Raw genomic sequence first — 19990 nt, forward strand, 5'->3', positions numbered from 1 at the left:
GCGCAGGTCCCACGACGACGCTGCTGTCAGCGCCGCTCCTCCTGATGCGTCACAGCTTGACCCAAATGATCAAACACTGACAGCGCTCCTCTGCGTCAGGACTCTCTGTCCTGTTGGAGCGGGTCCACCAGCTTGCCTTCGCCGTCGAGCCGTCCCTGCGCCATCCGGGTTGCTCTCGCAGGTACCGGCGGCACGAGGTCGGCGACGACTCGAAGCGCATTCAGCACGTCGTCGGGCCGCACGGTAGGCGTTACCTGCCGCACGACCGTCATGAGTATCCCACACGGTTGTGACAATCCGGCCTCATCGTGTCCGGCGTCGCTCGAACGTGGTTCGACCAGTGCTGACACGACGGCGGGCCGCACGTCGATGATCCTCTTGCCGTCTTTGGTCAGACGCTCGACTTCCACCCGCTCCTGCGCGAGGAAAGCACTGACCGCGTCGGCCAGCGTCCCGGGCTCGATTCCGTCGAGCTCGATCCGCCACTCGCTCGCGTCGATGCGCTCGGTGAGGTTGCCACCGGTCGCCTGGACGATGTCGACGACGTCGATGCCGGGCGGCAACGCCTCGTCGAGCGCGATCTTCAACGCCGCCGGGTCGACCCGTTCGACCACGGACACCTCGACGTACTCCGCCTCGCTGGCGACGCCGGTCGGCGCGGCGCCGACCCACGACACTTTCGGGTGAGGGCTGAAGCCCTGCGAGTACGCCATGGGCACACCGGCCCTGCGCAGCGCACGTTCGAACGTACGAGCGATGTCGCGGTGCGAGGTGAAACGCAACCTCCCCCGCTTGGTGTAGCGGAGGCGTAGTTTCTGCACGGCCGCGGCCGACGGATTGTTGGGCTGATTGCGGCTCAGTGGTGCTCCCATGAGGTGTTCCGACGGGTGAGCGGTCCCATCGGCGCAGGCTGTTCGTCCAGGAGGACGGTACCGTGAACCTGATTCAGAACGTTCAGCTTGTCTAGATCGTTGCGCGTGGCTACGGTCCGGCTTGTCTGGACGCCCTGCCAACCTGGAGGTCCCTGGTGCCTCTGCTCCACCGCGCACGGGCTGCGGCGACGACCGCCCTGCTCGCGGCCGGGTGCTTGGTGGCGTCCCTGCCCGCAGGTGCCGAACCGATCGTCGACTCGTGCATCCAGCCGGGGCCGGTCCTGCGCTACCTCGTGGTGTTCTCGCAGCTCACGCCCGCCGCGGCGGCGGACGCGGAGATCACCGAGGCCTGTGGCACCACGACCGTCTACTACCCGGAGATCGGGGTCGCGGTCGCCACGTCGCCGGACCCGAGCTTCCTCAAGCTGATCGGCCCGCAGCGCGCGTACAGCGCCCAGGCCGAGAGCATCGCCAAGCGTTCGGCGAAGCGCAAGAAGGACGACACGGAACTGTTCCGGCCGTCGGGACTGCGCTCGGGCGAGCAGTGGGACATGGATCTCATCAAGGCACCGGCCGCGCACGAGATCTCGACGGGCTCCAAGTCCGTCGTCGTGGGCGTGCTGGACTCCGGGATCGACCCGCGCCACCCGGATCTGGCGCAGGCGCTGGCTCCGGAGCTGTCCGCGGGGTGTTTGACCGGTAAGCCCGATACGTCGCCTTCCGCGTGGGCGCCGACGACCTCGGCCCACGGCACGCACGTAGCCGGGACGATCGCCGCCGCTGACGACGGCCGTGGCACCACGGGTGTCGCGCCGGGCGTGCGCATCGCGTCCGTGAAGGTCGTCGACGACGACGGGTTCATCTACCCCGAGTACGCCGTGTGCGGGTTCATGTGGGCCGCCTCGCAGAGCATGACCATCACCAACAACAGCTACTTCATCGACCCGTACCTGTTCACGTGCCAGAGCGAGCCCGGTCAGCGCGTGATCTACGAGGCCGTGCGTCGCGCCGTCGACTACGCCACCTCTCGCAACGTGCTGACGGTCGCCGCGGCGGGCAACAACGCGGCGGACCTGTCGCGGCCGGGGCGTGACTCGGTATCGCCGACGAACGGCGACGCGCAGACACGGCCCGTCGACCCCTCGTGTGTGGTGTTGCCGGCGCAACTCAAGAACGTGGTCGGGGTGTCGGCGGTGGAGTCGACAAAGACCAAGGCCGGGTACAGCTCCTACGGGCTCGGTGCGATCGACGTGACCGCGCCCGGTGGCGACACGCGGACGCCGTCTGGCTGTGTGTTGTCCACGGTGCCGTCTGGTTATGACTACTCGTGTGGAACGTCGATGGCGACCCCACACGCGGCCGGAGTGGCGGCGTTGATCGCGTCGACGCATCCGGACACGGACGCGCTGTCGTTGGGGCGGATGCTGAACGCGCAGGCGGCGACGCTGGCGTGCCCGGCGGACTACGACCTGAACGGGACCGGGGTGCAGGACGCGTTCTGCACGGGCTACTCGGAGTACAACTCCTTCTACGGCCACGGGCTCGTGGACGCGCTGGCCGCTGTCACGAAGTAGGCCGCTTCAGCTCGAAACGCACGCGGGGCCCCCTTTCGGAGGCCCCGCGTTTCGGTTGAGCGTTACGGGGTGAGCGCCGGGTTCTTCACCGGGGAGCCGACACCGACCGGGGAGATCGGCAGCAGCTTGCGACCCGTCGGGCCGACCTCGATGTCCGTGCCCATCGCCGGGCACACGCCGCAGTCGAAGCACGGCGTCCAGCGGCAGTCGTCCTGCTCGCGCTCGTCCAGCGCGTCCTGCCAGTCGGCCCAGAGCCATTCCTTGTCGAGGCCCGAGTCGAGGTGGTCCCAGGGCAGGACCTCCAGCTCCTCGCGCTCGCGGGTGGTGAACCAGGCGAGGTCGACGCCGAGCGGTTCCAGGGCTTCGGCGGCCTTGGTGGTCCAGCGGTCGTAGCTGAAGTGCTCGGTCCAGCCGTCGAACCGGCCGCCGTCGCGCCACACGGCCTCGATGACCTTGCCGATGCGGCGGTCACCGCGGCTGAGCAGGCCTTCGATGAGGCTGGGCTTGCCGTCGTGGTAACGCATGCCGATGTTGCGGCCGAGGCTGCGGTCCGAGTTCACGGCGTCGCGGAGCTTGCGGAGGCGGTCGTCGACCGTGTCCGGGTCGCACTGCGCGGCCCACTGGAACGGCGTGTGCGGCTTGGGCACGAACCCGCCGATCGAGATGGTGCAGCGGACGTCGTTGCGGCCGCTCGCCTGGCGTCCGGCGCGGATGACGTTCTTGGCCATCTCGGCGATCTGCAGGACGTCCTCGTCCTCCTCGGTGGGCAGGCCGCACATGAAGTACAGCTTCACCTGCCGCCAGCCGTTGGAGAACGCGGCCGACACCGTCCGGATGAGGTCCTCTTCGGACACCATCTTGTTGATGACGCGCCGCATCCGCTCGCTGCCGCCCTCGGGCGCGAAGGTGAGGCCCGAGCGCCTTCCGTTGCGGGACAGCTCGTTCGCGAGGTCGATGTTGAACGCGTCGACGCGCGTGCTCGGCAGGCTCAGGCCCGTGTTGGTGCCCTCGTAGCGGTCCGCGAGGCCCTTGGTGATCTCGGCGATCTCGCTGTGGTCGGCGCTGGAGAGGCTCAGCAGGCCGACCTCTTCGAAGCCGGTCGCCTCCAGTCCCTTCTGGACCATGGCGCCGATGCCCTCGATGGACCGCTCGCGCACCGGGCGGGTGATCATGCCCGCCTGGCAGAAGCGGCAGCCGCGCGTGCAGCCGCGGAAGATCTCGACGCTCATGCGCTCGTGGACGCTCTCGGCGAGCGGCACCAGCGGCTGCTTCGGGTACGGCCACGCGTCGAGGTCCATCGTGGTCCGCTTGAAGACGCGGTACGGCACGCGGTCGCGGTTCGGCACGACGCGCTGGATGCGGCCGTCCGGCAGGTACTCCACGTCGTAGAAGCGCGGGATGTACACGCCGCCGGTCTCGGCGAGCCGGGTCAGCACCTCGTCGCGGCCGCCGGGGCGGCCCTCGGCCTTCCAGTTCTTGACGATCTCGGTGATCTCGAGGACGGCCTCTTCCCCGTCGCCGAGCACCGCCGCGTCCACGAAGTCCGCGATCGGCTCGGGGTTGAACGCCGCGTGCCCACCGGCGACCACGATCGGGTCGTCCTCGGTGCGGTCCTTCGCGTGGATCGGGATGCCCGCGAGGTCGAGCGCCGTGAGCATGTTCGTGTAGCCCAGCTCCGTCGCGAAGCTGATGCCGAACAGGTCGAACGCCTTGACGGGCCGATGCCCGTCCACCGTGAACTGCGGGACCTCGTGCTCACGCATGAGCGCCTCGAGGTCCGGCCACACCGCGTAGGTGCGCTCGGCGAGCACGTCCGGCAGCTCGTTGAGGATCTCGTAGAGGATCATGACGCCCTGGTTGGGCAGGCCGACCTCGTACGCGTCGGGGTACATCAAAGCCCAGCGCACGGACGCCGCGTCCCAGTCCTTGACGGTCGCGTTGAGCTCCCCGCCGACGTACTGCACCGGCTTGGAGATCCGCGGCAGAAGTGGCTCCAACCTGGGGAAAACAGACTCGACACTCACACGACCAGAGTAACGGCCCTCACGTGGTGGGGCCGAATCGCGGTGTTGAGCGGTCTGGGAGGCGGGTGGCGGGGAGGTTTTCGGGGGTGGGGCGCGATCTTGGGTGATCACCGCGGTGCTTGGTGCGGGCGGATCTGAGATGCGGGGTGCGCTGGTGGGGCGACATGTGGGGGCCGGCGTGGGTGGGAGCTGGTGCAGGTAGGGGCGCGGCGGAGACGGGGCAGCGAGGCGGAGCCGCAGCAGCGAGGCGGGATAGGAGTGGGGGCCGGTGGCAGCCAGGCGATGCGGCGCCAGCCAGGCGGCAGCGGCGGGAGGCACGGCAGCCGAGGCGGAACTGCGGCAGCGAGGCGAGGTAGGCCGGGCGAGGGGCCGGGCGAGGGGGCCGGGCCAGGCGGAGCGAGACAGGCGGGGCGGGCCAAGCGAGGCGACGGCGGCCAGGCGGCGGAGGCAGAGGGCGGGAGGCGCGGCAGTCCGAGGCGGAGGCAGCCGAGGGGCGCGGGTGGGCTCGGCTTGTGCGGGACCTTGCGCGTGGGCCGGGTCGGGCCGGGTCGAGGCGCGGCAGCGGCGGCGGAGCGGGCCGGACGGGGACGGAGCGGCCGAGGCGGGTTGGGGCAGGCCGGACGGGACGGAGCGGCCCAGCCGAGGCGAGGTGGGGCGCCTGGGGTTGGGCGAGGCGCGGTCGAGCGGCGGCAGTCGGGCGCAGCGGCGGCAGTCGGGCGCAGCGGAGGCAGTCGGGCGCAGCGGAGGCAGTCGGGCGCAGCGGAGGAGGCGGGGGACGTTGCAGTTCGAGGCGGAGGCAGCCGAGGGGGTGCCGGTGGGCTCGACTTGTGCGGGATCTGGCGGTGGGGCGGGGCGGGGCGGGGTCAGTCCAGTAGGAGCTTGCCCAGGCGTCTGGCCGCCACCACCGTTCCTGCGGCTGCCATCACCGCGAAGTAGGCGACGTGGCCGAGCATGCCCCAGCCGACTACGCCCAGCGTTAGGCCGCGCATGAGTTCGATTGCGTGGTAGAGCGGCGTCCAGGACACCACGGTCTGGAGCCAGGCCGGGTAGACCGACAGCGGGTAGAAGGTCGTTGAGAACAGGAACAGGGGCAGCACTGCCAGCTGCACTAGGTCGAAGTCCTGCCACGAGCGCATGAACGTCGTGGCTGCCATACCCACTGCGGCGAACGCGAAGGCCACCAGCAGGGCCACCGGCAGGGCTAGCAGCGCCCACGGTGACACGATCAGGCCCATCGCTAGCATCACGGCCAGGAAGCCCGCCGAGTACAGGCCGCCGCGCAGCAACGCCCAGGCGATCTCGCCCATCGCTATGTCCAGCGGGCCCATCGGTGTCGTGAGCATCGCGTCGTACAGCTTGATGTACTTGAACTTGAAGAACACGTTGAAGGTCGCGTCGTACACGGCACCGTTCATCGCCGACGCTGCCAGCAGGGCGGGCGCCACGAACGTCGCGTAGCTGATCGGCTGGCCGTCCGGGCCGGCCACCGAGCTCACCATCTGGCCGAAGCCGAGGCCCAGCGACCACAGGAACAACAGGGGCTCGAACGCCCCGCCTACCAGCACGAACCACGCGCGCCGGTTCACGAGTGCCGCGCGTTCGACGAGCATGCTCGCCTTTCCGCCGTAGAGGCCGGGCGGGATGACTCGCCACAACAGACCGACGCTCGCGGGCGCGGACTTCTCTCGGTCGAGGGTCTGCGTCATACCGCCAGCCTCCGGTGGAAGAACTTCACGCCGAACGCGATGCCGCCGGCTGTGAGCGCGACGAGATACGCGATGTGCCCCAACGCCGGTAAGAGGGCGATGGTGCCGAACGCCGTGCCCCTGGCGAGCTCGATCCCGTGCCACGACGGCGTCAGCCACACCAGCGGCACCAGCCAGCCGGGCAGCTGGCTGACGGGGAAGAACGCCCCGGTGAACAGCGTCATCGGCATCAGCACGAACCGGAAGATCGTGGTGAAGCCGTCCGGCTTCTCCAACGTGGCGCTGTAGGCCACCAGCGGCGCACTGAACGCCAGCGCCGCCAACGTCGCGAACACGATGGACAGCAGAATCCCGGGCCCGGCGGCGGCGCCGAGGAATGCGGCGATGATCACGAACACCGCCGACCGCGCGGCCAGCTGCGACCCGAGCCACATCATCTGCCCGTAGAGGACCTGCGCCGGGGTGATCGGCGTGGCCACCATGGCCACGAAGGACTTCTGCCACATGAACTGCGACAGGACCGGGTAGGTCGACTCGAACGTGGCCCCCTGGATGGCCGAGACCACGACCAGCGCGGGCGCGAGGTACTCGAGGTACGGAACGCCACCGATCAGCGCCGTCGACTGCACCTGGGACCCGAAGCCGAAGCCGAGCGCGACCAGGAACAACACCGGCGTCAGGAAACTCGACACCGCGGTGGACCGCCAGTTGCGCCGGTACCAGGTCCAGAACTTCTCGAAGGTGAACCAGGAGCCCTTGAGCGTGTGCATCAGTCCACCAACGTCCGGCCCGTGAGCCTGAGGAACACGTCCTCGAGCGAACTGCGACGGACGAGGCTCTGCACCGGCCGCACCCCGTGTTCGTGCACTTTGGCCAGTGTCTGCTCACCGTCCTGCGTGTACAACAACAACCGGTCCGGCAACACCTCGACCCGTTCCGCGAACCGTTCCAGATCAGGCTTCTCGGCCCCCGGCACGAACCGCAGCTCCAGCACTTCCCTGGTGGAGTACCGGTTGATCAGCTCGCTGGGCGACCCCTCGGCCGCGATCCGCCCGCCGTCCATCACCACCAGCCGGTCGCAGAGCTGCTCGGCCTCGTCCATGTAGTGCGTGGTGATGATGAGCGTGACGCCGTCCTGCTTCAGCCGGAACAACCTGTCCCACAACAGATGCCGAGCCTGCGGGTCCAAGCCGGTGGTCGGCTCGTCGAGCAGCAGCAGCTCCGGGTCGTTCACCAACGACCGCGCGATCGTCAGCCGCCGCTTCATCCCGCCGGACAACGGCTCGACCTCGTGGTTCGCCCGGTCCGTCAGCTGCGCGAACTCCAGCAGCTCATCTGCCTTCTCGCGACACTTCTGCCGCGACATCCCGAAGTACCTCCCGTAAATCTGGAGGTTCTGCCGGACCGTCAGCTCCGTGTCCAGGTTGTCCAGCTGCGGCACCACCCCGAGCCGCGCCCGGATCTTGGGCCCGTCGCGCTCCGGATCCATCCCCAGGACCTTCAGGTCCCCACCGGTCCGCCCGGACACGCACGAGATCATCCGCATGGTCGACGACTTCCCGGCCCCGTTGGGCCCGAGAAACCCGAAGGCCTCCCCGCGGCGCACTTCGACGTCGACGCCGCGAACGGCCTCGAACGTCCCAAAATGCTTGGTCAGCGCCTTGGCCTCGACGAGGTTGTCCACCTGGCCGACGGTAACGAACAGGTCTGACAATTTTCGACGCATTTACGATCGGGCCCATGCCAGAGATCGAACTGCGGTGGCTGACCGAAGCCGACGACCACCTGCGCGCCGAGATCCACACCGTCGTGCACGACGTCGTGGCAGCGGGCGGCGCCGTCGGCTACCACGAGCCCCCGACCCGGGAACGCATCAACGTCTGGCTGGACGGCGTCCTCAAACAGGCCCGCGACAACGACGCCGCCTTCGGCACGGCCCAAGTGGACGGTGTCGTCCAAGCCGTAGGACTGTGGCGCCGCGGCGGAACCGCCGTCTTCCAGCACCGCGCCGAGATCCAACAGGTCATGTCCCACCCGGACGCCCGCGGCCTGGGACTGGGCCGACTGATCGTGCAGGGTCTCGTAGACCACGCCCGCGAGGCAGGCATCGAAATCGTCATGCTGGGCACGCGCGGCAACAACCACGGCGCCATCGAGCTCTACGAGAGCATCGGTTTCCGCGAATACGGCCGCATGCCCAACGCCATCGCCGTGGGCAACGACCGCTGGGACGCGGTCGACATGTACCTGCCGCTGGGACACCCGGAGGGAACAAACCTCAACGGGTCCAAGCCAGGCGGCCTGGGCTCGAGCCCACGACGGTCCTGACGCGAGCCGTCCTCAACCGGTGAGGCCGTCCCGTCACGACTCGTGACGGGACGACACCGGTGCGCTCAGAGGTTCGGGAACCAGATCTTGATCTCACGCTCGGCCGACTCGGCCGAGTCCGACCCGTGCACCAGGTTGTACTGGACCTCGAGACCGAAGTCGCCGCGGATCGTGCCGGGGGTCGCCTTCTCGACGGGGTCCGTGCCACCCGCGAGCTGACGGAACGCCGGGATCGCGCGCGTGCCCTCGACGACCAGCGCGACGAGCGGGCCGCCGGTGATGAAGTCGACCAGGTCGTTGTAGAACGACTTGCCGTCGTGCTCCGCGTAGTGCTGCTCAGCGGTAGCGCGGTCAGCGGTGCGCAGCTCCAGCGCAGCGAGCTTCAGCCCCTTGCGCTCGATCCGGGCGATCACCTCGCCCACGAGACCACGCTCGACGCCATCGGGCTTAACCAGGACCAGGGTGCGCTCGGACACGACGGGAAACTCCTCAAAACAGGTACGGGAAGTGGCCACAGGGTATCGAACGCCACACCTGCCATAGTTCGCAGAGTGAGTGCAAAGCACACGGGGTCGGCCGTGACCGGCGCCGCAGTCCTCTTCGTTCTGCTCCGGCTCCTCGCCGTGAGCCACTACGACATGCACACGGCGTTCGCCTTGCTGCACACGCTCGACCTGGACGACGCACCCAGCCTGGTCCTGGGCACGTTCATGGCCGACGACCGGATCAGCACGGTCGCGCTGATGATCGTCACACCGGGCACGTTCGTCTACCTGTTCCAGATCCGCGACGATCCCGAAAGACCAAGGTCAGCGGTGCTGCTCGGGCTCATCGTGCTCGTGGCGCTGACGGTGTCGCACACGCTCACCTACCACCGCTGGTGGGTGCCGGTCGGTGAGCTCGTGGCGGGTGCGGTCATGTTCGTCTCGATCAGGAACGCTCGCTGGTTGCTGCACTGGTTCGCGCTGATGAGCACCGCGACCGCCCTCGCGGTGGCCGCGATCGTCAGCACCCCGTGGGTCCCGAGGGAACGCATCAACGACGCCGAGGACGTCTACGTGTTCGAGACCAGCCCGGGCTTCCTGAAAGTCCTCAAAGCGCAGGACCGCAAGTTCGCGATCCTGCGCACCGAGGACGTCCGCAAACGCGAGGAGTTAGCCGCGCACTAGTGCACCAGCACGGGCTGTCCGTCGCGGTCCACCGAAACCTGGCGCAACACGAACACCGCCAGGCCCAGCGCGACCGCCACGAGCACCGCGGAGATCCAGAACGCCAGGTGGAAGCCCGACGTCAGCGCCTCCAGCCGGCCAACGCCCGAGGCGACCAGCGACGAGGTGTAAGAGGTCGAGGTGGTGGCCAGCACCGCGAGGCCGAGGGCTCCACCCACCTGCGCGGTCGTGTTGACCAGCCCGGACGCCAGGCCCGCCTCGTCGTGCGACGCGCCGGACATCGCCAGCGTCATCAACGCCGGGAACGACAGGCCGAGACCGATGCCGAGCGGCGCCACCGCGGGCAGGATGTCCGTCAGGTACGAGCCGTCGACCGGCACCTGTGTGAACACCACCATGCCGACCAGCATGAACACCAGGCCCACGATCAGCATGTTCCGCTCGCCGAACCGCGAGTTCAGGCGCGCCGACAGGGACACCGAGAACACCGCGATCGCACCGGCGACCGGCATGAACGCCAGACCGATCTCCAGCGGCGAGTACGCGAGCACCAGCTGCATGTAGAGCGTGCCGAGGAAGAACAGGCCGAACATGCCGGCGACCATGGAGATCTGCACCAGGTTCGCGCCGGTCACGTTGCGGGACTTGAACACCCGCAACGGCAGCAGCGGCTTCGCGGCGGTCCGCTGCCTCCAGACGAAGCCGGCCAGCAGCGCCAGTGCGACCGCGCCGAGTCCCAGCGTCTGCACCGAGCCGAAGCCGTAGTGCTCCGCCTTGACGATCGTGTACACGCCGAGCATCACCGCGGCCACGATCAGCAGCGCGCCCAGCACGTCCGCGCCCTCGCGCAGGCCCAGGCCGACCGAGTCGGGCACCAGGCGCACGGCGGCGATGGCGGCCACGATGCCGATCGGGAGGTTCACGAAGAAGATCCAGTGCCACGACATGGCGTCCGTCAACACGCCACCGAGCAACAGGCCGATGGACGCACCCGCCGCCGCGACGAAGCTGAACACGCCGATGGCGCGCCTCTGCTCGTCAGGCTTCGGGAACATCGTCACGACCATGCCCAGCGTCACGGACGTGGCCAGTGCACCGCCCGCACCCTGCACAAAGCGAGAAATGATCAGCATCTCGGAGCTGAACGACACGCCGCACAGCAGCGACGCGACCGTGAAGACGCCGAGGCCGATCAGGAACACCTTCTTGTGCCCGATCAGGTCACCCAAACGCCCGGCGAGCAGCAGCAGACCGCCGTAGGCGATCAAGTACGCGTTGACGACCCACGCCAGACCGGCCTGGCCGAACTTGAGGTCTTCTTCGATCGCGGGCAGCGCCACGTTCACGATCGTCTGATCGAGAACGATCATCAGCATGCCCGCGCACAGGACGATCAGCGCCAGCCAGCGCGAGTCCGTCTTCGGTCCCCCTGAAGTCATAAGAGGAACCGTAGCAGATAGTTTTGTACGGGACTATCTCTTATCCGACTGCATGACGCAGAGCACGCTTGCGCGGCGGCTTCTCGCACGGCATCGGCGTGCTCAGCCGGCCCTCCGTCAACCGGGTCAGCCCCCGCACCATGCCTTCGCGCTCATCGGCGGGCAACGAGCTCAGCACGCTCTCGTACACGTCCGCCACGACCTGGTCGGCCTTCTCGACGATTGCCCGGCCCGACTCGGTCACGGCGACGACGCGGGCACGGCGGTCGGTCGCGGACGGCCTGCGCTCGGCGTAGCCGGCGGACTCGAGGGCGTCCAGCGTCACGACCATGGTCGTCTTGTCGATGCTGATCATCTCGGCGATCTCGGACTGCGTGTGCTCCGCGTCCAGCGCTCCGGACAACACGCAGCGGGCTCGCGGAGTCAATCCGATCTCCGCGAGCCGCGCCGTCAGCTCGGTCTCCAGTGCGTGCGACGTCCGATGCAGCAGCATCATCAAGTCAGTACACATCGTCGTGCCCATGAGACCTACGGTACCAAATTATCTAAACCTCAACTATCTGCTAGCGGAACTATCGCTCCAGCACCACAACCGATCGCGCCGCTCCAGCACGCTTTTCGCTGGTCAGCGGCCTCCACTCCCCCGCAGGCAGCGCAACGGCCTTGTCCGTCGGGTACGGGTTGATCACCACGACCATGCCCCGGCGACCGCCGTCCACGTCCGGCCCGACCGTGTCGTCGATGTGCATGACGATCACCCCCGACTCGGCCGCGGGGAAGGACACCTTCTGCTGGACCAGGTCCGCCGACCCGAGCGAGAACAGCGGCGACGACTTCCGGATCCGCAACAGCTCCAGCGTCGCGTCGAGCGAGGCCTTCATGTCCGAGGACGACGGCTTCGCCATACCCAGCAACGGCTTCGCGTACGGCCACTTCGACTCGTTGTCCGCCTTGGGCGGCAACCCACGACCGAACCCGTTGTCGCGCAACGACGGGTCGTAGGGGTTGAACCAGTCACCTGAGTCGAAGCTGTTGCGGTCCAACGACTTCGAGCGCAGGAACTCGGTACCCGCGTGCACGAACGGCCGCCCCTGCCCGAGCAGCACCGGTGCCAGCGCCACCGTCTGCATCTTCACGCGATCATCCATGGACGTCTCGGGCTTCAGCTTGTAGGTCAACGCGTCGAACAACGTCTCGTTGTCGTGCGCGTCGACATACGTGATGGCCTCCAACGGCTGGCCGGTGTACCCGGCAGCAGACCCGTTGTACTTGACGTCCCGGCCCGAGACCACAGGCCCGGCCGTCGACCGGAAGCGATAAGCAGCCATGTTGCCCGCCATGCCCAGCTTCACCAGGTCGCTGTAATTCTCCAGCCGCGCCGCCACATCTCCATTCGCGGGCGAGGAGTTCACGTCCCCGGCAAGACCGGAGCCGAGGCCCTGCACGCGCGGGTCGTCGTCGAACGGCCCACCGCCACGCACGGCGTCGCGCAGCCGGTCGCTGAACGTGCCGACGCCCGTACCGGCCATGTTCGCCTGCGTGGCCTGCTCGAACCGGGCGTTGCCGCCGACCTCGCCGAAGTCCCAGCCCTCGCCGTAGACGCCGATCTTGCGCCCGTCCACGCCGTCGCGTTCCACGGTCAGCGCGTCCAGAGCGGCCCGCACCGCGAGGATGTTCGCCTTCGGGTGGTGGCCCATCAGGTCGAACCGGAAGCCGTCGACCTTGTAGTTGCGCGCCCAGCGCACCACGGAGTCCACGACGAGCTTGCCCATCATGGCGTTCTCGGTCGCGGTGTTCGCGCAGCACGTCGAGTTCGCGACCGAGCCGTCGAGGTTGAGCCGCTGGTAGTAGCCGGGGACGACCTTGTCGAGCACCGACGTCGGTGCGTCACCGGACGCCGCCGTGTGGTTGTAGACCACGTCCACCACCACGCGGTTGCCGTTGTCGTGCAACGACTTCACCATCTCGCGGTACTGCTTCGACCGCGCCCAGCCGTTCTGCGCGTCCGCCGTCGCGTACGAACCCTCCGGCACGTCGTAGTGGAACGGGTCGTAACCCCAGTTGAAGCCATCACGAGCAGCCACCGCACCCACGCAGGCCTGCTGCTGGTCGGAGTCCGCGGGCAGCGAAGGCAGATCACACGCGGGCGTGGCCTGGTCCGCACGCTTCTCGGGGATCGTCGCGATGTCGAACGTCGGCAGCAGGTGCACGGTGTCCATGCCCGCCGCAGCCAACGCGTTGAGGTGCTTCATGCCCACCGAGTCGCGGTGCGTGAACGCCTTGTACGTGCCGCGTTCCGCCGCCGGGACGGACTGGTCGTTGATCGAGAAGTCCCGCACGTGCAGTTCCGTGATCGCGCCACCGATACCGCGAGCGATGTCCCGCGACCAACCCTGTGGCATCGAGCGGGAGTCCTTCAGATCCGCGAACTGCGAGTGCGTCGAGTTCACCGACAAAGCAACGGAGTACGGGTCGGTGACCACGACCGTGCGCTGCCAGTTGGTGACCTCGAACTGGTAGTACTTGTTCTTCCAGTCGCCAGAACCGGTCCACGAGCCCGACGCGTCGTCGCGCTTGAGCTGCACGACCTTCCGAGGCGTGCCGGAAGGCTCGTCGAACAGCCGCAGCTTCACGTTCTGAGCCGTCGGCGCCCACAACCGGATCGACGCGCGGTCGTGGTCGAACGTCGGCCCGAACGTCAGTTTCGTTGCCACAGTGGCATAACGGTCGTCGAGCACCCCGGCGATCTGCACGCCCGTCCGGTGCCGGATCGCACCGCCCGCGTCGACGTGCACAGCGGAGAGCTTGTCCCGCAACGCCTCGTCGACGAACCCGCGCACCGCGAACACCGGCTTGCCCTTGAGGTGCGGGAACTGCACCGGAACCTCGTCAGTCGTCGGCGACAGCCGCAGCACACGTGAGCCGTACTCGAGCCGGTAACCATCCGACTGCACGGACGGCACGTCCCAGACGACCTTGTCCTTCGCGATCCAGATCGCCTTGGCCTTGGTCAGGTCGTCGTCGGCGGCGGGACCGGCGTTGGGCGGCAGCAGATAGGTCTCGTTGCCCTGCAACTGCCACACCTCGTTCCCCTTCTGACCCAGGTCGAGGAACTGGTCGGGCCCGGGATCCTTGGCGTCGCCGCGGTGGATGATGTAGCTCAGCCCGGCCGCACCGGCAGCGAGCGGCACCGACCAGTACACGCCATATGCATCTCGCCCGTCCGGGACGCGCGACTGGTTCCAGCCCGGCGAAGGCTCGGCGGAACCCGTCCAGTGGTACATCGCCCAGTCGGTGTAGTCGCCGTCCGCGCGGTTGTAGTGGATCACCGCCCGGTTCTCGGCGGCGGCCTTCGTAGCGTGGACCTTCCCGCCCGCGACCCACGAGTGGCCACTCGTGAACTTGCCGGACGCCTCGACGGTCGTGCCGCGCACGACGGAGAAGTCCGTGGTGGGCGGTAGCTCGGCAATACCGTTGGAGAACGGAACATCCGGCCGTCCGGCAACGCGCACGACAACGCCGGCCGAGTCACCCAGGTAGTGCACAACCGCCTTGCCGGTAGCCGCCTGCTCAGAGGCGTACACCGGCGTCTGCCCCTGCTTCAGCCACACCTCGGGCGTCACGCTGGGGTCGACGAACCGGTCGACCGAGGTGTCCTTCTCATCGCCCTTGTGCGCGATGATCCCGACGGACTTGGCACCGGGCTTCAGCTTGATCCACGCGAAGCGCCCGTAGGCGTCCTCGCCCGCGAACGGCAGCGGCGCGTTCCAGTCGACCGGCGTCTCGACGTCACCCCAGGCGTGCAGGCCCCAGCCGTCGTACGAATCCCGCTGGTAGTGCACGACCAGCCAGTCCGGGTTCTTGGTGCCGGGGTCGGGAACCGGCGGCGCGGCCACGAGCGACACGAACGCGCCGTCCGCGCCGATCTCGCCCGACTTCGCCACCACCCGCAGCTCGACGCGCTTGCCCACGGCAGCACCCGGAAGTGCCGCCAGGTCAGCGAAAACGCGGTAGGGAGCAGCGTCGTCGGTGCCGAGCACGGTCCAGTCGGAGGTCCCTTCGAGCCGTGCCGCGAACGTGGCCGCCGCGTTGGGCGTGCTGATGCCGTCCGCGCGCAGCTCGACGCGCTTGTCCAGCACGGTTCCGGCGGCCGGGGCGACCAGGACCGGCGACGGCTTCGACGCCACGACGTCACTGGTTCCCTTGAGCACCAACGACGACAGCGCGGGCACGGTCACCGTTACCCGGCCGTTCACCACCTGCGCGTTCTCGAAAGAAGCAGAAGAAACAGGCACGGTCACGGTCGCGGGCGAGGTGCCGGCGTTGGCCACGACGAGGTGCTCACGGCCGAGAATCCGGCTGAACGCGAACACGTCACCGTCGGCGTACCTCAGAACCTGGTTGCCGTCCCGCCACACCGGGTCCTGGTCGACCTGCGCCGCCAGGGCCTTGAGCTGCTGATACAGCGGATGCGAGGTGTTGTAGTTGTCGACGGCGCCGGTGCGGTCGGAGCCGACCAGCTTCTCCGCCATGTACTCGGGCGTCTTCGAGGCGAACATGTCCTGACGTGCCAGCTTGTCGCCGCCCGTGCCCGCGAAGCCCTGCTCGTCGCCGTAGTAGACGACGGGGTTGCCGCGCCACAGGTACATCAGGGTGTTGCCGAGCTTGAGCCGCTCCAGCAGTTCCGCGTCCGAGATGCCCGGCCGGTCGTTGCGGATCATCCACGCGATCCGGCCCATGTCGTGGTTGCCCAGGAACGTCGGCAGCGACGAGGCGTTGGAGTCGGCGTCGGTGTAGCGGTCGTCGTCGAGCAGCACCTCGCCGAGCCGCTGGGAACCCTTGCCGGACAGGAAGCTCAGCGCGCTGCTCTGGAACGGGAAGTCCAGCGTGGCCTGCATGCGGCCGGTCGTCGTGTACTTCGAGGTGTTCTCCGGCGAGGAGTCGAAGACCTCGCCGAACACGAAGAAGTCCTTCTTGCCCTTGCGGTTCGCGTACTGCTTCACGTGCGGCGCGAGCGCCTGCCAGAACTCGATGTTGACGTGCTTGACGGTGTCGACGCGGTAGCCGTCGATGTCGAGCGTGTCGATCCAGCTGGTGAAGATGTCCTTCATGCCGTTGACCACGCGCGGGTGCTCGGTCATGAGGTCGTCGAGGCCGGAGAAGTCGCCCTGCTCGCTGGACTCGCCGGAGAACGTCGAGTCGCCGCGGTTGTGGTAGAGCGTGGAGTCGTTGAGCCACAACGGATACTTCGTCGGTCCACGGCGGACCGGCGTGTACGGGAAGGACTTCTGCGCGTCGAGCTTCGGAAAGTCCTTCTTGCCCGCGTAGTCCGCGAGGGTGAAAGGTTTGCCGTCGGCGTCGAGGTACGGCTGCGCGCCCGTGCTGACGTACGCGGTCTTGTTCTCGGCGTACTTGATGACGTCGGCGGTGTGGTTCGCGACGATGTCGAAGAACACCTTGATCCCGCGGCGATGCGCGTCGCGGATCAGGTCGCGCATCTCCTGGACAGTGCCGAAGTGCGGGTCCAGCTTGGTGAAGTCGACAGTCCAGTAGCCGTGGTAACCGGCGGAGTCACCTTGGACCCACTGGTTGAGGAACATCGGCGTCATCCAGATCGCCGTGATGCCCATGCCGTCGAGGTAGTCGAGCTTCGACCGCAGGCCCTTCAGGTCACCGCCGTGGTAGAAGCCCTTGTCCGCGGGGTTGAAGCCGTTCTCGGCGCCGGCCGAGCGGCCGCGGTCGTTGCCAGGGTCGCCGTTCGCGAACCGGTCCGGCATCACGAAGTAGAAGCGCTCACCCCGCAGGTCGTCTCGCTTGGGTGGCAACGCGAGCTTCGCGTCTCCTTCGCGCACACCGGGCGCTATGTCCACCACCTCCCCCACGGCCAGACGTTGCTGTGGTGCGGCAACGGCCTGAACGGGTGTGAGTGGCAGCAGAACCAGTGCAGCGAGCGCGGCGACGACCCGACGCATCGCGACCTCCTTGTCGCAACTTCTTGCAGGGTTGCTGCACGAAACCACGACAAACACCGGGAAACAATACGTCGAGCCCTGCAAATTTTTGCGATCAGCCTGCCGGACGCTTGTAGGTGATCGCGATGCGGAGCGGGTGCGACCGCCACTCGTTGACCGCCATCCCGGCGATCACGCCGATGCCCTCGACGGACTCCGGGGTCGCGGGCGCGCTGCGGCTCGGTGACCCGGCCAGCGGCCCCTCCGCAGGCGGAGGCGAGAACTGGGCGATGACGACCTGCTGTCCCTCGTGCTGCTGCACCGCCAGCAGGACGTGCGGATCCATCTGCTCGCCCTGGTTCTGGATCGGCTCGAGAGAGAGGTACTCACCACGTTCCGCCGCGACACCGGACATCCGGCCGGCCCACCTGAACGCGTCCATGACGTCGTCGTCGGACAGCTCGGCGTCCGCCTCCGGCAGCGTGACCTGCACGAGGTGCGTGCCGTGCGCCGTCATGTTGCCGTCGGTGGTGAAGCGGTCGGGGATCATCGCCTCGCCGGTCTCGACGTCGATCATGAGCATGTCGCGGAACCGGATGTCCGCGAGGGGCGACCGGCCCATGACACCGCAGCCGAGCATCTCCTTCAGCTTCGGGTCGGTCATCCGCCAGTAGGTCGTTTGGTCACCGATCTGCAGGCCGACGAAGTCCTTGACCGGCAGGCTGGGCAGCGCCGTCACGAGGGTCTGACCCGGCGCGACGGGCGGTGGTGGCGCCTGGACCTGGAACGGCGGCAGCGAGGCGAACTGCGGGTCGACCCGTGCCGTGCGGACGACGTGGTGAGCCCACGCGCGCACGCGGGACAACGGATGGTCGGGGAACCTCGCGTCGTAGCGGGGATCGTCGCCGGCGTGGAACGGCAGCACGCCCTGCAGCTCCGGCGCGTACGGGTGCGGCCTGATCCAGTTCTGGAACCCGATCTCCGCCGCCAGCACGCCCTCGCGCATGCCCGTCGTGCCGCGCTCGATCGCGCCGAACTGCAGCACGGCACTGCAGTTCGCCTTCGGGATCGTGAAGGAGCAGACGAAGATCTGCCCGTTCGGCTGGTTCCGCAACGGCATCTTGATGATCCGCAGCAACGCGGGCACACCGGCGAGCTGGACCAGCTGCGCCTCGATCAGGCAGCCGCTCTCCCCGTGGAGCAGGGCGAGGTCGTGCCTGAGCCTGGGCAGGTCGTCCAGCCCGGCCGGCAGGTCCGGGACCAGGTTGTAGTAGGCCAGTTCTGCCTGATCACCGCTGGGGTGCTGCCAGGAGTTCTGGCTGAGCTGGTGGAAGCCGGTGGTGTCGAACGAGATGGGCACACACCGACCCTATTGCGACCTCTAGGCGGCCTTCAGCGTTTTGGACCAGAGCGATGCGCCGGTTGCGTCACGCAGCCACACCGTGAGCTCGTGGCGGTTCGCCTCGACCTCGCCGAAGTGCTGGAACCCGTCCAGAGGCGAGGTGTTCGGAGCGGGCGGGGCGTGCACGAACACGGCTTCCGGGCCGAACGTCGGGTCGAGCGCGTTCGGACCGAACGCACCCGCGTGCGCCGGGCCGGACACGAACTCCCAGAACGGGTCGAAGTCGCCCACGGCCGCGCGCTCCGGCGAGTAGTGGTGCGCGGCCGTGTAGTGGACGTCCGCGGTGAGCCACACGGTGTTGCGGACGCGACGCTTCTTCAGTTCGCGCAGCACCCAGGCGATCTCGTGCTCACGGCCGTCGGGAGCACCCGGCAGGCCGTTCGCGACGCCCTCGATGTCGACGCCGTCCGGGACCGTGAGGCCGATGGGCAGGTCCGCCGCGATGATCTTCCATGTGGCGGTGCTGCGGCTGAGCGCGTCCACGAGCCACTTCGCCTGCTTCTCGCCGAGGATCACGCCCGGCTGGTCCTTGGGCGAGGTGTTCTTGTCCTTGTAGGTGCGCATGTCGAGCACGAAGATCTCGATGTTGCGGCCGTAGGAGAACTTCCGGTAGACGCGGCCGTCGACGGCGCGGTGCTGGTCGATCGGCATCCACTCGTGGAACGCCTGGAAAGCGCGCTGTGCCAGCACGTCCACGCGCTTCTCGGTGTACTGAGGGAGCTCGAGGATCTCGCCGGGGTACCAGTTGTTGGTGACCTCGTGATCGTCCCACTGCGCATAGGTCGGGACCTGGGCGGCGAAGCGCTTGAGGTTGTCGTCGAGCAGGTTGTAGGCGAACTGGCCGCGGTACTCGTCGAGCGTCTCGGCCACCTTGGACTTCTCGGGCGTGACGACGTTGCGCCAGATCCGGCCGTCCGGGAGCGTCACCGACTCCTTCATCGGGCCGTCGGAGTAGACGCTGTCGCCGCTGTGGATGAAGAAGTCCGGCTTGCGATCCGCCATCGCCTTGAAGATCGGCATACCGCCGATGTCCGGGTTGATGCCCCAGCCCTGGCCCGCGACGTCACCGGACCACACGAAGCGGACCTGGTCGCGGCCGAGCGGGGCGGTGGAGAAGCTGCCGGTGACCGGCTCGCTGCAGCTGCGGCCGTGCAGGTCCTCGGCCGTGACGCGGTAGTAGGCGGTGCGGCCGGGCAGCAGGTGGCCGACCCTGACCTGGCCGGTGCCGCCCGTCTCCGGCGTGAGCAGCGGACCGCGCACGTGGCGGGAGAGGCGGAACTTCGGGTCGTTGGACACCTCGACGAGCATCCGGGACGGACGGTCCGCGCGCGTCCAGACGATGCCGCCGTCCCAGGTGACGTCGCCGGACTGGACGCCGTGCGTGAGAACCGGGCGGTCGGTCTTGGCGAGGCTGATGCCCGAGGGCACCAGCGCCGCGGCCGTTCCGATTGCGCCTGCCTTGAACAACGTGCGACGGTCGAAGGTCATGCGCGGTTTCTAGTCCCCGCTTCTGACCGGCCGCCGA

14 protein-coding genes are annotated in these 19990 nt (G+C 68.2%); 3 read left to right on the plus strand and 11 right to left on the minus strand.

Annotation, left to right across the window (positions count from 1 at the left end):
• Nucleotides 1–95: 95 nt before the first annotated feature.
• Nucleotides 96–821: a TIGR03936 family radical SAM-associated protein gene (locus tag ABZ345_RS36835; RefSeq protein WP_359859306.1), complete on the minus strand. Its 726-nt coding sequence runs from the start codon at nt 819–821 to the stop codon at nt 96–98.
• Between the two features lie 206 nt (nt 822–1027).
• Here ABZ345_RS36835 and ABZ345_RS36840 point away from each other — a divergent pair, with 206 nt between their 5' ends.
• Nucleotides 1028–2446 (plus strand): S8 family serine peptidase, encoded by a 1419-nt coding sequence (locus tag ABZ345_RS36840; RefSeq protein WP_359859219.1) that lies wholly within the window; start codon nt 1028–1030, stop codon nt 2444–2446.
• 62 nt (nt 2447–2508) lie between these two features.
• Here the strand turns inward: ABZ345_RS36840 and ABZ345_RS36845 are convergent, their stop codons facing one another.
• The 4 genes from ABZ345_RS36845 to ABZ345_RS36860 all read right to left on the minus strand — a co-directional run bounded on the left by ABZ345_RS36845 (nt 2509) and on the right by ABZ345_RS36860 (nt 7902).
• Nucleotides 2509–4470: a TIGR03960 family B12-binding radical SAM protein gene (locus tag ABZ345_RS36845; protein ID WP_359859221.1), complete on the minus strand. Its 1962-nt coding sequence runs from the start codon at nt 4468–4470 to the stop codon at nt 2509–2511.
• Between the two features lie 863 nt (nt 4471–5333).
• Nucleotides 5334–6176 carry an ABC transporter permease gene (locus ABZ345_RS36850; protein WP_359859223.1) on the minus strand — a complete coding sequence of 281 codons (843 nt, stop codon included), beginning with the start codon at nt 6174–6176 and terminating at the stop codon, nt 5334–5336.
• Nucleotides 6173–6946: an ABC transporter permease gene (locus tag ABZ345_RS36855; RefSeq protein WP_359859225.1), complete on the minus strand. Its 774-nt coding sequence runs from the start codon at nt 6944–6946 to the stop codon at nt 6173–6175. Before ABZ345_RS36855 ends, ABZ345_RS36850 begins: the two co-directional genes overlap by 4 nt.
• Nucleotides 6946–7902: an ABC transporter ATP-binding protein gene (locus ABZ345_RS36860; RefSeq protein ID WP_359859227.1), complete on the minus strand. Its 957-nt coding sequence runs from the start codon at nt 7900–7902 to the stop codon at nt 6946–6948. Before ABZ345_RS36860 ends, ABZ345_RS36855 begins: the two co-directional genes overlap by 1 nt.
• A gap of 14 nt (nt 7903–7916) precedes the next feature.
• Between ABZ345_RS36860 and ABZ345_RS36865 the strand changes: the two genes are divergently transcribed.
• Nucleotides 7917–8504, plus strand: coding sequence for an N-acetyltransferase (locus tag ABZ345_RS36865; RefSeq protein WP_359859229.1), 588 nt, complete (start codon nt 7917–7919; stop codon nt 8502–8504).
• Nucleotides 8505–8569: 65 nt separating this feature from the next.
• Here ABZ345_RS36865 and ndk read toward each other — a convergent pair whose 3' ends face one another.
• The gene (gene ndk / locus ABZ345_RS36870) at nt 8570–8980 is read right to left on the minus strand and encodes a nucleoside-diphosphate kinase (protein WP_045316836.1); all 411 of its coding nucleotides are present in this window, start codon (nt 8978–8980) and stop codon (nt 8570–8572) included.
• Between the two features lie 75 nt (nt 8981–9055).
• On the opposite strand from ndk, the gene ABZ345_RS36875 reads away from it, so the two are divergent.
• A complete protein-coding gene (locus ABZ345_RS36875; RefSeq protein WP_359859231.1) occupies nt 9056–9673 on the plus strand; it encodes a hypothetical protein in 618 nt (205 codons plus the stop codon).
• Here ABZ345_RS36875 and ABZ345_RS36880 read toward each other — a convergent pair.
• From ABZ345_RS36880 to ABZ345_RS36900, 5 genes are all read right to left on the minus strand, one after another.
• Complete coding sequence (locus tag ABZ345_RS36880) at nt 9670–11112, minus strand: DHA2 family efflux MFS transporter permease subunit (RefSeq protein ID WP_359859233.1); 1443 nt, start codon at nt 11110–11112, stop codon at nt 9670–9672. The two genes, ABZ345_RS36875 and ABZ345_RS36880, sit on opposite strands and share 4 nt — an antisense overlap.
• A 40-nt stretch (nt 11113–11152) precedes the next feature.
• Nucleotides 11153–11608 carry a MarR family transcriptional regulator gene (locus ABZ345_RS36885; RefSeq protein WP_359859235.1) on the minus strand — a complete coding sequence of 152 codons (456 nt, stop codon included), beginning with the start codon at nt 11606–11608 and terminating at the stop codon, nt 11153–11155.
• 76 nt (nt 11609–11684) lie between these two features.
• Entirely contained in the window at nt 11685–17084 is a 5400-nt protein-coding gene (gene pulA, locus ABZ345_RS36890; protein ID WP_359859237.1) for a pullulanase-type alpha-1,6-glucosidase, read from the minus strand.
• Nucleotides 17085–17178: 94 nt separating this feature from the next.
• On the minus strand, nt 17179–18423 hold the full coding sequence (locus ABZ345_RS36895; RefSeq protein WP_359859239.1) for a hypothetical protein: 1245 nt from the start codon (nt 18421–18423) through the stop codon (nt 17179–17181).
• Nucleotides 18424–18444: 21 nt separating this feature from the next.
• Nucleotides 18445–19953: an alkaline phosphatase D family protein gene (locus ABZ345_RS36900; protein ID WP_359859241.1), complete on the minus strand. Its 1509-nt coding sequence runs from the start codon at nt 19951–19953 to the stop codon at nt 18445–18447.
• Nucleotides 19954–19990: the final 37 nt, after the last annotated feature.

Origin of the sequence: Lentzea sp. NPDC005914 (assembly GCF_040629405.1) — a bacterium.
GTDB lineage: Bacteria > Actinomycetota > Actinomycetes > Mycobacteriales > Pseudonocardiaceae > Lentzea.

Bases quoted from the DNA above. Each gene is read 5' to 3' on its own strand.
- pulA (WP_359859237.1), bottom strand. From the start codon at position 17,084: ATGCGTCGGGTCGTCGCCGCGCTCGCTGCACTGGTTCTGCTGCCACTC.
- ABZ345_RS36880 (WP_359859233.1), bottom strand. From the start codon at position 11,112: ATGACTTCAGGGGGACCGAAGACGGACTCGCGCTGGCTGGCGCTGATC.
- ABZ345_RS36860 (WP_359859227.1), bottom strand. From the start codon at position 7,902: ATGCGTCGAAAATTGTCAGACCTGTTCGTTACCGTCGGCCAGGTGGAC.
- ABZ345_RS36865 (WP_359859229.1), top strand. From the start codon at position 7,917: ATGCCAGAGATCGAACTGCGGTGGCTGACCGAAGCCGACGACCACCTG.
- ABZ345_RS36900 (WP_359859241.1), bottom strand. From the start codon at position 19,953: ATGACCTTCGACCGTCGCACGTTGTTCAAGGCAGGCGCAATCGGAACG.
- ABZ345_RS36855 (WP_359859225.1), bottom strand. From the start codon at position 6,946: ATGCACACGCTCAAGGGCTCCTGGTTCACCTTCGAGAAGTTCTGGACC.
- ABZ345_RS36850 (WP_359859223.1), bottom strand. From the start codon at position 6,176: ATGACGCAGACCCTCGACCGAGAGAAGTCCGCGCCCGCGAGCGTCGGT.
- ABZ345_RS36885 (WP_359859235.1), bottom strand. From the start codon at position 11,608: ATGATGCTGCTGCATCGGACGTCGCACGCACTGGAGACCGAGCTGACG.